This window comes from Vibrio mediterranei, from assembly GCF_900088415.1.
Lineage (GTDB): Bacteria > Pseudomonadota > Gammaproteobacteria > Enterobacterales > Vibrionaceae > Vibrio > Vibrio mediterranei.
Map to the genome: position 1 here is coordinate 235,488 of NZ_FLLQ01000003.1, position 13,592 is coordinate 249,079.

A 13,592-nucleotide genomic window follows, 5' to 3' on the forward strand; every position below is an offset into this window, starting at 1 on the left:
TTGTCATAGGGTAATCATTCGCGTAGAATCTGCGCCCTATTGATGATTAGTTTAGCGCACACCCTATTTGTTGAAATAACAATCAAAAGGCTGTGCGGAAAAAGCGGAGTAAAATATGTACGCTGTTTTCCAATCTGGTGGTAAACAACACCGTGTAAGCGAAGGTCAAACTCTTCGTTTAGAGAAATTAGACGTTGAAACTGGTGCAACTGTTGAATTTGATAAAGTTCTTCTTGTTGCTAACGGTGAAGACATTCAAGTTGGCGCTCCTCTTGTTGAGGGCGGCAAGGTAGTTGCTGAAGTGGTACAACACGGTCGTGGCGATAAAGTAAAAATCGTTAAGTTCCGTCGTCGTAAGCACTCTCGTAAGCAACAAGGTCACCGTCAGTGGTTCACGGAAGTGAAAATCACTGGCATCAACGCTTAATTCGATTAGGAGAGTTTAACAATGGCACACAAAAAAGCTGGTGGTTCTACTCGTAACGGCCGCGATTCAGAAAGCAAACGTCTAGGTGTTAAGCGTTTCGGTGGTGAGTCTGTTCTTGCAGGTAACATCATCGTACGTCAACGTGGTACTAAGTTCCACGCTGGTACTAACGTTGGTATCGGTAAAGACCATACTCTTTTCGCTCTTACTGAAGGTAAAGTGAAATTCGAAGTTAAAGGTCCTAAGAACCGTAAATTCGTTAGCATCGAAGCTGAGTAATTTTAGCGCTAAGCTGAATTACGAATAAGCTTTCTAGCTGAATTCAAAAGCCCTGCCGAGTCGGCGGGGTTTTTTATTTATATGGGCAGTCGATAGAGACGAGTCTCTAGGCATAGCTATGTTGAAACAACAAGCTTTGCACCATGGGGAATCGTCTCTGTCATCTGCTAAAATGTAGTGATAATTGATTGAGCCCACAAAGTGATCTTATGTCTTTTCGGCAGGATGGCTTTGGTGGTGGGTAGCGAAGAAGTAGTCGGAGTAAGAGATGAAGTTCGTTGATGAAGCGGTAGTAAAAGTCCAAGCGGGCGATGGCGGTAGCGGTGTCGTTAGTTTTTGGCGTGAAAAATTCGTAGCGAAAGGTGGTCCTGACGGTGGCGATGGCGGCGACGGTGGCGACATCTATATCGAAGCAGATGAGAACCTAAATACGCTCATTGACTATCGCTTCCAACGCTTTTACGAAGCTGAGCGTGGCGAAAATGGTCGCGGTGGTAACTGTACTGGTAAGCGTGGTAAAGATAAGGTACTTAAAGTGCCTGTCGGTACTCGAGCTGTAGATATTCACACTAATGAAATCGTTGCTGAAGTTGCTGAACATGGCAAAAAAGTGATGGTTGCAAAGGGTGGTTGGCACGGCCTAGGTAATACTCGATTTAAGTCATCGGTTAACCGAGCTCCTCGCCAGAAAACACTGGGTACTAAAGGCGAAATTCGTGAATTGCGTTTAGAGCTGTTGCTACTTGCTGACGTGGGTATGCTTGGTTTGCCAAATGCGGGTAAATCAACATTTATCCGTGCAGTTTCGGCGGCTAAGCCAAAAGTAGCCGACTATCCATTTACTACACTGATCCCTAGTTTAGGTGTGGTTAGCGTTGTTCCTGAGAAAAGCTTTGTTGTGGCGGATATCCCAGGTCTGATTGAAGGTGCCGCAGACGGTGCTGGCTTAGGTATTCGTTTCCTTAAGCACTTAGAGCGCTGCCGAGTATTGCTGCACATGATCGATATAATGCCTATCGATCAAAGTAACCCTATCGAGAACGCACTGACGATTATCGATGAGCTAGAGCAGTACAGCGAAAAGCTAGCGGATAAACCGCGCTGGTTAGTATTCAATAAAGTCGATCTTATGCCAGAAGAAGAAGCGAATGAAGTGATCCAAGAGATCCTCGACGCACTTGGTTGGGAAGATGAGTACTTCAAGATCTCTGCAGTGAATAAGCAAGGAACTAAAGAGCTTTGCTATAAGCTTGCTGACTTTATGGAAACACTGCCTCGCGCTGAAGAAGAGATTTCTGAGGAAGAGAAAGTCGACTTTATGTGGGATGATTACCACAAAGATGCAATGTCTGGTAAAGACGTGATTACTGAAGACGATTGGGATGATTGGGACGACGAAGAAGATGACGGCCACGTTGTCTACGTCCGTGACTGATTGTTACCTCAATGATTTAAAAAGCTGCAAAGTTACTTTGCAGCTTTTTTTGTACTCACATTATTTCAGTGTGGCTTGTACTAAGGCAAACTGATACAAACTCTCTTTTCTCCCCCTTTATGCTAAAGGAAGCCTTTTAAATGGATTTAAATCGGCGAATTTCGGATGTGGATGCTCTGATATTTAAACACTACCGTGTTGTACATGGTATTCGGATTTCCGTGGCATTCGTTTTAACTCTAGCTTTAACCAGTTATTTTCAGATTCCCGAAAGCACCTGGATACTCATTACGTTAGTAGTAGTGATTGGCCCTATCTCGTATTTAGGTAATGTTTTACCACGAGCTTGGCATCGCACTATGGGAACGATTATTGGAGCATTGTCAGGGATTACCGCCATTTTACTTGGACAATGGTCAATGTTGGCTATGTATGCTTGGTGCGGCGCTGTGATGTTTTGTAGTGCCTATTTTGCGTTAGGTAAACGCCCTTATGTGGGTTTGCTGATTGGTATTACCCTTGCGGTCACTATTGGAGCAGGTAATCACGATATTGAAGTTGCGTTGTGGCGTGGTCTTGATGTAACGATTGGCTGTGTATTAGCGGTGTTGTTTTGCATTATTTATCCGCAAAGAGCGTTTATTCATTGGCGCATGCGTCTAGGCGCCACGCTGGACCGGTTTGCTAAGGTCTATCAAATATCCACATCATTGAACATGCTTGAACAGCCGAACCTTGAGCGCTACCAGCAAACGCTAATGAAGGAGATGGTAACCTTGAGAAGTCTCATTTCTCCTTCAGTTAAAGAGTCAAAGCTGAGTGCACAACTATTAGAAGCGATTCAAGTACAGCTTCGCAACATGCTTTACTCCATTGAACTTTTGAACACCTCTTATTGGAGCGACAGGCACAGTCATTTGAATATGCTTTGGTCCAAACCCCTTAATGATTGCCAGAAAATCATTGAGAAAGAGTTCGAAGCACTTGCAACATTAATAATGACCGGGAAATTAGAGACCGAGCTTTCAGGTAAAGAAATTGCGACAGCAAGAGAGACCTTAAAAAACAGTTTGCCAAAGATTGATGGTGAGGAGACGAGCATCAATGGCTACTTATGGCTTAATTTGAAGCTAATGGAAGACCTTGTAAGCCTAAAACGACTGTTAGTTTATTCGCTGAATCTGTCTCAAGAGTAGTTTTCACAAATTTGTTGTTTTCTGTCAATCGTGCCCCAGTTTTTAGTTCATCAACAATGAAAATGCCCCTAAAATGGATTCAATACTGAATGACCACGAAAAAACTGGAATGGATTCTAAGCAACGAGCCGTCTCTCGGCTGATTGCGCAAGCAGGGCAAATGTTACTTGCTCATGGCGCAGAAAGTACGTTAGTTGGCGATATTACTCGAAGAATGGGTATTGCTGCTTCTATGGACGAAGTAGAAGTATCACTGTCAGCAAGTTCATTAGTGATTACCACGGTTTACAAAGAACATTGTGTTACGACGGCAAGACGAAGCCCAGATCGTGGGCTTAATATGCGTGTTGTGACTCAGGTTCAACGTATCTGTATCATGATGGAGAAAGGCATTCTTGATTATCAACTAGCTCAGAAAAAACTGAACAAGATCAGCCCTGAACGTTACAATCGCTGGTTAGTCGTGGTGATGATAGGGCTATCATGCGCTGCTTTTAGCCGCCTCGCTGGCGGTGATTGGTCAGTGTTCGCTATGACTTTCTTGGCTTCTGCTGTTGGTATGACGGTACGTCAAGAGATTGGCCATCGCCATTTTAACCCACTCTTAAACTTCTCCGTCACGGCGTTTGTTACCACACTTATTTCTGCCCAAGCGGTTATCTATAACATCGGAGCGCAGCCTCAATTAGTAATGGCGTCATCAGTGCTCATGTTAGTCCCCGGCTTTCCGCTAATTAACTCTGTTGCTGATATGGTCAAAGGCTATGTCAACATGGGGATCGCTCGTTTTGTATTTGCCAGCTTATTAACCCTAGCAACCTGCTTGGGGATAATTGGTGCCATGAGTCTGACGGATGTTCTAGGGTGGGCTCAGTAATGACAATAGTGGAATTATTATTTGCTCTACTTAACGATATGTTCTTTGCTGCCATTCCAGCAGTAGGGTTTGCGTTGGTATTTAATGTTCCTCAAAATGCGTTAGCTTATTGCGCGATTGGTGGGGCAGTTGGTCATGGCTCTCGCTTTTTGATGATGCATTATGGTGTTCCGATTGAATGGGCGACTTTTTTCGCCGCAACGATTGTCGGTATGATAGGCGTTCATTGGTCGCATAAGTTTCTAGCTCATCCTAAAGTGTTTACGGTGGCCGCGCTAATACCGATGGTTCCAGGGGTGTTTGCCTATAAAGCTATGATTGCTATGGTGGAAATCAATCATCTTGGTTATACCCCTGAGCTTGTAGCGACTCTAATGGAGAACTTCCTAAAGGCGATGTTTATAATTGCTGGTTTGGCTATTGGTCTAGCCATGCCCGGGCTGTTATTCTATCGCAGCCGACCCGTCGTTTAACTAGGAATACAGTACCTCAATGATTATTAGCATGATTGCCGCTATGGCAGACAATCGAGTCATAGGCAAAGATAACCAAATGCCTTGGCACTTACCTGCCGACTTTATCTGGTTCAAAAAGTGCACCATGGGAAAACCCGTTATTATGGGTAGAAAAACCTATGAATCTATAGGGCGCCCTTTACCTGGTCGTCAAAACATTGTCGTTAGTCGAAATTCTGAGCTTTGCATAGATGGAGTGGAGACGGTAACTTCATTGGAACAAGCTTTGAGCTTAGTGAGTGATGTGGAAGAAGCGATGATCATTGGTGGCGGTAGCTTTTACGAGCACTGTATGCCGATGGCAAACAAGCTTTATCTAACCTATATCGATGCAAATGTTGATGGTGATACTCAATTTCCTGATTGGGGAGAAGGCTGGAAACAAGTGCATAGTGAGCAATATCAAGCGGATGACAAAAACGCTTACGACATGCAGTTCGTCATTCTTGAGCGCTAATATTCGCCGCCTAAGAGAGGTTTCTTAGGCGTCTTTTATTGAATATTTAACCCAAGGCTGGTTGTTCAAAAACGGCCTTATCTTCCCAACGAATCATAGTAAGGCTACCTCCCCAAACACACCCGGTATCCAATCCTATAATCTGTTCACTGATGTAGCCTCCTAGTGCTGCCCAATGCCCAAAAATCACGGTTTTATTAAGCGGGACTCGATTTTTTAATTGGAACCACGGAACATATTCTAGAGGGTTTACGTCGCTAGGAGGTAGCTTACAGGCCATATCTAAGCGCCCATCTGGATAACAAAAGCGCATTCGGGTGTAGGCATTAATGATGTAACGCCAACGTTCGAAACCGGTGAGTCCTGATTGCCAGAAGTCGGGGTCATTGCTGTACATATTAAGGATGAGTGCTTGCCAATCATCACTTTGTAGTTGTTGCTCAACTTCTCGAGCATTGACTCTCGCCTGTTCTAAAGTCCACTGAGGAGAAATACCTGCATGACAAACGACAAATTCATCATGTTCTAAGAGCAAAGGCTGGTGTCTGAGCCAGTCTAATAAATCTGTCTTGTCTAGAGCTTCTAAAATCGGAAGTGTTTTGTCTTTGGGTTTCGCTTTGTGTACGCCAAGCGATACGGCTAATAAGTGAAGATCATGATTGCCCAGACAGACTTTTGCAGCCTCTCCCATGGCTTTGACGAAGCGGAGTGTTTCCAGTGATTTAGGGCCTCTAGCGACGAGATCTCCGGCAATCCAAAGGGTATCTTTTTGTTTGTCGAAATGACTTTTCGACAACAGTAGTTCCAATTCATCCAAGCAACCTTGAATGTCACCAACAATGTAATTTGCCACAAAAAACCTTAATTTAGAATATTGGGAATAGCTAAGCGGAATGGCTCTATTTCGGTAATGAATTCTTTGCCGTTGGCATCGATCATTATGTAATGACCTTGCATCACGCCAACAGGTGTCTCAATAGCCGTGCCACTGGTATACGTGTACTCATCACTTTTTTCGATTATTGGTTGTTGGCCGATCACACCTTCACCCTCGACACTGATCTGTTTTCCGTTAGCATCAGTAATCAGCCAACGTCGACTCATTAATTGCACAGTTTGCTGACTTAGGTTTTTTATCGTGATGACGTAAGCAAAGACAAAGCGCTTATTGTCTGGGTCAGATTGCTCTTCAACGTATTTGGTATGTACTTGGCATTTCACGCATGGCGAAGTTGTATCCATATGACTCTCCTATGCTGTTGAAAGGGCTGCCTATTCACTATGACAAAAAAAAACGCCCATTAGCAAGCTAGTGAGCGTTTTTTAATGAATTAGTTATGATTTTCATCTAACCAGTTAGCCATGGCTACGAACTGTTGTAATGTTAGATTCTCTGGTCGCATAGAAGAGTTTACGCCCAGTTCTTCCAGCGTTTCTGCCGACATAAGAGACTTGTAGCAATTACGAACGGTTTTACGACGCTGGTTAAAGCCATCACGACAGACTCTATCTAGCCATTTCAAACTAGTCGCAGGATAAGGTAGTTCTTCATAAGGAACCAATCTTACTACCGCTGAATCTACTTTCGGTGGTGGAACAAATGCTGTTGGTGGTACTTCAAGTACTGGAACCACTTTGCAGTAATACTGAGCCATGACCGTCAGACGGCCGTAAGCTTTTGTACCTGGACCGGCGGCAAGGCGATTCACCACTTCTTTTTGTAGCATAAAGTGCATATCTTGGATGTCTTTATGGAACTCAAATAAGTGGAACATCAAAGGTGTAGAGATGTTGTACGGCAGGTTACCGAAGATACGCAGCTTGTTATTTGGATTAACAAGTTGAGTAAAGTCAAAACGCATAGCGTCACCTTCGTGAATGGTGAGCTTATCTCCCAAATCTGGGTGATTGCGTAGACGCTCTGCAAGATCTCGGTCTAATTCAATAACTGTAAACTTGTCGACTTCTTTGCCTACTGGTTCAGTAATCGCACCAAGACCTGGGCCAATCTCAACTAAGTTTTGACCTGGACGCGGATTAATTGCTGATACAATTCCGTCGATAACGTAAGGATCATTTAGGAAGTTTTGACCAAAACGCTTTCTTGCTTTGTGCCCTAGGTGGACATCATTTCTCATTGTCTGCTCTCTACTAAATCTATTGCGTACGCCAGTGCTGTCTCAAAGCTGCCAAAATCTGCTTGGCCTGTGCCAGCAAGATCCAATGCAGTGCCATGATCGACCGATGTCCTTATAAAGGGTAGACCAAGAGTGATGTTTACTGAACGACCGAAGCCCTTGTATTTAAGTACAGGGAGAACTTGATCGTGATACATGCCTAAGACAGCATCCGCATCGCGTAAATATTTGTCATTAAATATCGTATCGGCGGGTAATGGGCCGATAAGTTGATAATCTTTTTCTGTGCGAAGTTTCTCTAGAGTAGGAGTGATAGTTTCTATCTCTTCCATACCTAAGCAGCCATCCTCACCTGCGTGAGGGTTGAGGCCACAGACATAGATATTGGGTTTGGTAATACCAAACTTGGTGACCAAGTCGTGATGCAATATATCAACAATGCGTGTAACACGATCTTCGGTGATGGCTGCAGGTACTTCCGATAATGGAAGGTGAGTCGTGACAAGTGCGGTTCTTAATCCTTCCGTTGCCAGCATCATGACCACAAGTGGTGTATTTGATACTTCTGCAAAGAACTCAGTATGGCCACTAAAGCTGACACCAGCTCGATTGATCACCCCTTTATGCACAGGGCCGGTGACAATAGCATCAAATTCACCTTTCATACAGCCTTTTGCTGCTTTTTCTAGGGTATTTAACACGTATTGTCCATTCGCTTCGTCTAATTTTCCTGCTTTGGCAGGGACTTGCAACGGCTCATGTAAAATAACCAAGCGGCCTTTGCAATGTGAATCATAAACCGTCGGATCATAATCGAGTAGGTCGATGTCAATGCCAAGCTGCTGTGCACGCTCGGCAATTAAGGTCTTATCAGCACAGATAACCACCTGATGTGGCCAGTCTCGCTGTGAGAGAGCAACCGCGAGATCGGGGCCTATACCTGCGGGCTCTCCGGCGGTAACAACAATACGCTTAGTTGGCATTGTTATCTTCCTCATCATCGTTCACCATTTCTACGAATGCACTGGCGCGAAGTTCTTGAATCCAGGCCGAAGCTTCTTCATTGAACTTACGATTAAACAAGATGCGGTATGCGCGGTTCTGCATGGCTGAGCCTGTCTTGTCTACATCTCTACGATCTAGAACTTCGACGATGTGCCAACCGTGTACGGTTTTAAATGGCTTACTGATTTGGCCAATAGGCAAGGTTTCAACCTGGTGCTTGAACTCCGGAACGTATAGTTCTGGTGTTTGGTAACCCAGTTCGCCGCCTTGGACAGCTGAGCCAGGGTCTTGGCTATATTGCTCGGCCATTTCAGCAAAGGTAGATTCACCAGATTGAACTTTAGCGATGATATTGTTGAGCTCTCTTTGAACCCCTTCATCACTTAAAATAACCGTAGGTTTGATAAGAATGTGTCGTGCGTTCACTTCAGTAACAGACACCGTCTCTAAGCCTTTAACGTCTTCAATTTTTAAGATGTGAAAACCAACACCGCTGCGGAATGGACCAATAATAGTGCCTTTAGTTTGCATCTTAATTTGGTCTGCAAAGATGGTCGGCATCTCTTCTTTACGCATCCAGCCCCAATCACCGCCTTCTAGCGCTTTCGGGCCTTTTGAGTAGGTATATGCCATGGTAGCAAAATCTTCACCCGATTTTAGGCGTGCAACTAGGTCTTTCGCTTGCTGCTCTTGAACGCTTTTATCTTCGCCGTCGTTAAAGCGCAATTGAATGTGACGAATCTTATAGGTCACAGTAGCGTCGCTTTCTTTAGCAAGCAGCTCTGCGAGGTTATCGACTTCAGCTGGTAGAATGTTGATTCGTTGTCTTACCATAGCGTTACGAGCTTCACTGGCGGCGATTTCATCACGAATTTGTTCACGAAATGCTTCCCAGGTTAGTCCTTCTTCACGTACGGTTTGGCGAAGTTGCTCGATGGTTTGATTGTTGTTATTCGCAATATCGTTAAGCGTGCTTTCTAGTCGGTTATCATCGATACGAACACCAATGCGATCAGCTTCTTGTAATTGCAGCTTTTCTAAGATCAGTTTATCGAGGATTTGCTCTTGGATAATATCTGCAGAAGGTAGCTCTTGGTCATTTTTTCGAGCGTTGGCAGTAAGAGTCTTAGTAGCAGAATCAATATCACTTTGTAGGATAACGCCATCGTTGACGATAACACGAACGCGATCAAGCTCAACGGGTTCGGCAATGGCATGTAAAGCCATAACCGACAAAAGACATGTTGAAAGGAGTTTGCTTATAAATTTCATCGATATTCCTAGTGAAAACTTCACAGACTAAGAGTCTGTGAAGTTAATAAAGTTCCTAACTTGATATTATTACGCGAGCACTATCATGCTTAGTCATTAAGTATAAATGGTCGACCATACTTTAGTGCGTTGCCATTTGGCGGCTCAGGTGCTTTTGAGCTACCTCCAAGACCTGTAATGCCAAAGCTTAGGCGAATATTATCTTCAAAGTTGGCTGCACCTATTCCGACGATGCCAGACTCCCAGCTTCTTAATTGACGACTATAGTCTACGCCAAGATACCAACAATCAGAGTGGTACTCTAGCTTAGCTAACCACTCGATAGAAACTCGTTCAGTCATATCGTAGTAGTATTGACCCGTTGCCAACCAATTGCGGTTGATCTTATACCCCCCTAATAAGCCAACTTGGTTGATACCATCTCGTGTCAGCTTGTCCAATTCGGCGGGAGTATAGCTGTTGACACTTTCAATGTACTCTTTCGTGACATAGCGATAGTTCGCTTGAATGAAGTCATCATTGACACGGTATTCTAGAGCGCTATTTCCAAGAGCTACGGCTGAAGAGTCAATATCATATTGAACACCGCCGTGGTAAAACACTCGGTCATTAATATTAAAATCGGTCTCAATTGCCCAAGAAGAGTAGTTAGATGAATCCGTATCTGCAACACTATTTGGGTTCTTACTAGCAGCATCTAAATAATAGATTTGACCAAATGAAACGGCCAAACGTTCTTTTTGTCCGCTATCATAAAAGCGAGTGGTTGCACCGTAGCTGATCTGATTGGCAGCTGCAATTTTGTCGACACCACTGAAACGACGACTGCGGAACAAACCATAGTAATCAGTCTGTAGTAAAGTGGTATCGTAGTTATATATGTCACTCTGGTCTACTTCAGGTACATATAGATACTGCACTTGAGGTTCTAATGTTTGAGTATACCCATTTACAAAGGTGGTATCGCGTTCAAGGACCATTCCAGCGTGAGTTCTGAATTCAGGTAAAGCGCGGTCAACAGTTTCTTTTAAAGGACCGAGGTTGGTTCCCTCCCCGACAACACGGCCATCAAGGTCTTGTTGATAATGTGTGAGCATGTAGCGTGCTTCAGTCGTCCATGTGCCCCAAGTGTTTGATAGTGGAAGTGTTAGTCCAGGTTCTATGTGTACACGAGTAGCTGATGGCTTTTCTTGGTCATCAGTTTCAAAGCGCGATATATGGGAAATCATATCGAAGTTGAGCGTCTTGTAGATCTCTGGACGATAGTAATTAAACTCAAATTGCGGCATCAATTGATACGGTTTGGTATCGTCCACAAGAATTTGGAAGTCTTGGACGGTTAATGCCGCATCCCAAAATTGCTCACGATATCCGATGGTACCTTTTTGTGATAACTGGCCTTCAGATCGACTACCAATACTAGAATCAAGGTCTTGGAAGTACTCGTTGTCACTCACTTGAGAGTAGTCGAGGTCGAGCTTCCAATGTTGGCCAAAATTACTGTTGTTTTTATATTGGAAGGCCCAACGATCACCTTTTTCAGGGTATTTCTGGTCATTAGCCAAGTACTCGCCAAGCAAGTTTCCTCGGCTGGTATCGGTTAAGTACCTAAAGTCACCTTTGAGCTGAAGACCACGAGTTTGCATGTAGTGAAAATTTGTTAGCAAGTCATAGTTTGGTGCGAGATTCCAATAGACAGGAATATCTAATTCAAGGCCGTTTTTAGAACCCAGTGAAAATGATGGGAAGAGCACCCCCGTCTTTCTTTTATTACTGGTCGGCATCGTCATATAAGGCATGTAAAAGATAGGGACATCTTTTACTTCAACACGACTTCCATAAAGCGTTGCAGATTCTTCATCTTGATTAACACGGATATCATCAGCAACAAAGCGCCAAGAGTTATCATCTTCTGGGCATGTTGTAATAGAGCCGTCATCGATTTGATACAAAGATTTACCAGTTTTCGAAATAAATACGGCGTCTCCACGACCACCGCCACACAGCATTTTGTATTTAGTGTTCTCTGCTGTTATTTCATCTTTGTTCAGATTATTGGTTATTTTGTCGGAAACCGCTTTGAACTGTCCGTCTTCTAAGGTGACATTACCTTCTGCGACGACAACATTTTCATCTTGGTGAAGTGTAACGCTGTCTGCAGTAATAGTTTTATTGCCCTGAACCACAACAACATCACCTTTATAGGTGGCTCTTTGACCATTAATGGCTTCCAAAGAATCCGCTTCTATATTGATTGGCTCTTGATTGGAGTCAGAACTTTGTGCAGTATCAACAGAGCACTGCTCTGCTGGTGGCATAGTTTGCCCACTATTTTTCGATGTTTCTTCGGCATGTGCGTAAGACGCTAGCAGCGCAGCACCTATTGAGGCCGCTAGATATGTGCGGGAAAAACGTGACATCGAGTTGTACTATCCTGTTTAACTTGATTCATTCAGTTGAATTCGATTGATATTGAATCGTTTATAAGACGGTCTCTATCATAAAGGAAATTGACCTTAACGACACTAGTAGACTGCGAATCAGCGCAAAAATTCATAAATAAAGAGCACATAAATCACATGATAGGTAAAATTTTAGGCGTATTTTTCGGCATGTTATTTGGCGGACCGTTAGGTGCGCTGTTCGGTTTATTCATTGGGCACCAGTTCGACAAAGCGAGACGATTAAATCAAGGTGGTTTTGCACGAGGTGGATTTGGCGGTGCAGATCAAGCTAAACGACAAGAAGAATTTCTCACCTCTGCCTATGCTGTGATGGGGCATGTTGCCAAAGCGAAAGGACAAGTCACCAAAGAAGAGATTCAACTAGCGACCATTATGATGGATCGTATGAACCTTAATAGTGAGCAAAAAAGAGCAGCTCAAGAAGCGTTCCGCGAGGGGAAGTCGGCGGATTTTCCGTTAGAACGTATTCTTGATAAGGTCCGTATTTCGTCGGGCGGTCGTCATGATCTGCTTCAGTTCTTTTTGGAACTGCAAATTTCAGCAGCCTTTGCTGACGGAAGTGTTCACCCTGCTGAACGAGAAGTGTTGCACCGGATTGCGCAAGGACTTGGCTTCTCAGCTCAGCAGTTAGAGCAGCGATTACGAATGCAAGAAGCGGCGTTCCGATTCCAGCAGGGTGGTAATTTTGGTGGCGGTCATTATCAAGGTGGTCAACAATCAGGAAGTTGGCAGCAAGCGAGCAGTGCGTCGCAGCTTTCTGACGCTTATGATGTGCTTGGTGTGTCTGAAGATGCCGATGCGAAGACGCTCAAACGAGCTTATCGTAAACTGATGAATGAGCATCATCCAGATAAACTGATGGCTAAAGGTTTGCCACCTGAAATGATGAATATGGCAAAAGAAAAATCGCAAGAGATTCAAAATGCCTATGATTTAATTAAGAAGGTGAAGGGATTTAAATAATGCAGACAGACAAGGATGTACTGGACTTTTGGTTTGGTGAATTAACGCCCGCAGATTGGTTCTCTGGAGATGAGGTACTAGATGACCTCATCGAGCAGCGCTTTTTGTCGCTGCATAATAAAGCTGTGCTCGGTGAGCTTTATACGTGGCGTAAAAGCCCACAAGGACGCCTAGCTGAAATTATAGTTTTGGACCAGTTTTCTCGGAATTTATATCGTGGTAAGCCTCAGTCATTTTTGTCCGACCCAATGGCGTTGGTACTCGCCCAAGAAGCGGTAGCATTAGGCGAAGATATGAAGTTAAGCGAAGAGCAACGTAGCTTCTTATACATGCCTTATATGCATAGCGAATCTTTGGTTGTTCATGAAGAGGCTGTGCGTTTATTTAAACAAAGCGGTCTTGAAAATAACCTGGATTTTGAATATCGCCACAAAGTGATTATCGAGCGATTTGGCCGCTACCCACATCGGAATAAGATTTTAGGGCGACAATCTAGTGAGGAAGAGCTGGAATTTCTTACCCAGCCCGGCTCTAGTTTTTGAAATGCAGTAAGGTTTAGGCAA

At 44.0% G+C, this 13,592-nt stretch carries 15 protein-coding genes; 9 read left to right on the forward strand and 6 right to left on the reverse strand.

Going from position 1 to position 13,592, the window contains the following annotated elements:
* The first annotated feature begins 115 nt into the window (after positions 1-115).
* The 7 genes from rplU to folA all read left to right on the forward strand — a co-directional run bounded on the left by rplU (position 116) and on the right by folA (position 5,186).
* Positions 116-427 carry a 50S ribosomal protein L21 gene (gene rplU / locus VME0621_RS10985; RefSeq protein WP_006074830.1) on the forward strand — a complete coding sequence of 104 codons (312 nt, stop codon included), beginning with the start codon at positions 116-118 and terminating at the stop codon, positions 425-427.
* Positions 428-448: 21 nt separating this feature from the next.
* Positions 449-706 carry a 50S ribosomal protein L27 gene (gene rpmA / locus VME0621_RS10990; protein ID WP_004409945.1) on the forward strand — a complete coding sequence of 86 codons (258 nt, stop codon included), beginning with the start codon at positions 449-451 and terminating at the stop codon, positions 704-706.
* A gap of 268 nt (positions 707-974) precedes the next feature.
* Positions 975-2,141 (forward strand): Obg family GTPase CgtA, encoded by a 1,167-nt coding sequence (gene cgtA / locus VME0621_RS10995; protein ID WP_038229165.1) that lies wholly within the window; start codon positions 975-977, stop codon positions 2,139-2,141.
* A gap of 140 nt (positions 2,142-2,281) precedes the next feature.
* The gene (locus VME0621_RS11000; protein ID WP_006074833.1) at positions 2,282-3,337 is read left to right on the forward strand and encodes an FUSC family protein; all 1,056 of its coding nucleotides are present in this window, start codon (positions 2,282-2,284) and stop codon (positions 3,335-3,337) included.
* A 109-nt stretch (positions 3,338-3,446) separates the two neighbouring features.
* Positions 3,447-4,214, forward strand: coding sequence for a threonine/serine exporter family protein (locus VME0621_RS11005; protein ID WP_062457027.1), 768 nt, complete (start codon positions 3,447-3,449; stop codon positions 4,212-4,214).
* Entirely contained in the window at positions 4,214-4,687 is a 474-nt protein-coding gene (locus tag VME0621_RS11010; protein ID WP_062456731.1) for a threonine/serine exporter family protein, read from the forward strand. The genes VME0621_RS11005 and VME0621_RS11010 overlap by 1 nt, the downstream gene beginning before the upstream one ends.
* A 19-nt stretch (positions 4,688-4,706) precedes the next feature.
* Positions 4,707-5,186: a type 3 dihydrofolate reductase gene (gene folA / locus VME0621_RS11015; RefSeq protein ID WP_062456734.1), complete on the forward strand. Its 480-nt coding sequence runs from the start codon at positions 4,707-4,709 to the stop codon at positions 5,184-5,186.
* A gap of 46 nt (positions 5,187-5,232) precedes the next feature.
* On the opposite strand, the gene VME0621_RS11020 is transcribed toward folA, so the two are convergent.
* The 6 genes from VME0621_RS11020 to lptD all read right to left on the reverse strand — a co-directional run bounded on the left by VME0621_RS11020 (position 5,233) and on the right by lptD (position 12,021).
* The gene (locus VME0621_RS11020; RefSeq protein ID WP_062456737.1) at positions 5,233-6,039 is read right to left on the reverse strand and encodes a symmetrical bis(5'-nucleosyl)-tetraphosphatase; all 807 of its coding nucleotides are present in this window, start codon (positions 6,037-6,039) and stop codon (positions 5,233-5,235) included.
* Positions 6,040-6,047: 8 nt separating this feature from the next.
* On the reverse strand, positions 6,048-6,428 hold the full coding sequence (gene apaG / locus VME0621_RS11025; RefSeq protein ID WP_006074838.1) for a Co2+/Mg2+ efflux facilitator ApaG/CorD: 381 nt from the start codon (positions 6,426-6,428) through the stop codon (positions 6,048-6,050).
* Positions 6,429-6,517: 89 nt separating this feature from the next.
* Positions 6,518-7,324 (reverse strand): 16S rRNA (adenine(1518)-N(6)/adenine(1519)-N(6))-dimethyltransferase RsmA, encoded by an 807-nt coding sequence (rsmA, locus tag VME0621_RS11030; RefSeq protein WP_062456740.1) that lies wholly within the window; start codon positions 7,322-7,324, stop codon positions 6,518-6,520.
* Positions 7,321-8,307: a 4-hydroxythreonine-4-phosphate dehydrogenase PdxA gene (pdxA, locus tag VME0621_RS11035; protein WP_062456743.1), complete on the reverse strand. Its 987-nt coding sequence runs from the start codon at positions 8,305-8,307 to the stop codon at positions 7,321-7,323. Before pdxA ends, rsmA begins: the two co-directional genes overlap by 4 nt.
* Entirely contained in the window at positions 8,297-9,601 is a 1,305-nt protein-coding gene (gene surA / locus VME0621_RS11040) for a peptidylprolyl isomerase SurA (RefSeq protein WP_038229174.1), read from the reverse strand. The genes pdxA and surA overlap by 11 nt, the downstream gene beginning before the upstream one ends.
* Positions 9,602-9,690: 89 nt before the next feature.
* On the reverse strand, positions 9,691-12,021 hold the full coding sequence (gene lptD / locus VME0621_RS11045) for an LPS assembly protein LptD (protein WP_062456746.1): 2,331 nt from the start codon (positions 12,019-12,021) through the stop codon (positions 9,691-9,693).
* A gap of 159 nt (positions 12,022-12,180) precedes the next feature.
* Here lptD and djlA point away from each other — a divergent pair, with 159 nt between their 5' ends.
* Complete coding sequence (gene djlA, locus VME0621_RS11050) at positions 12,181-13,029, forward strand: co-chaperone DjlA (protein WP_038229178.1); 849 nt, start codon at positions 12,181-12,183, stop codon at positions 13,027-13,029.
* Positions 13,029-13,571 (forward strand): DUF924 family protein, encoded by a 543-nt coding sequence (locus VME0621_RS11055; RefSeq protein WP_006074845.1) that lies wholly within the window; start codon positions 13,029-13,031, stop codon positions 13,569-13,571. The genes djlA and VME0621_RS11055 overlap by 1 nt, the downstream gene beginning before the upstream one ends.
* The last annotated feature ends 21 nt before the right edge of the window (positions 13,572-13,592 follow it).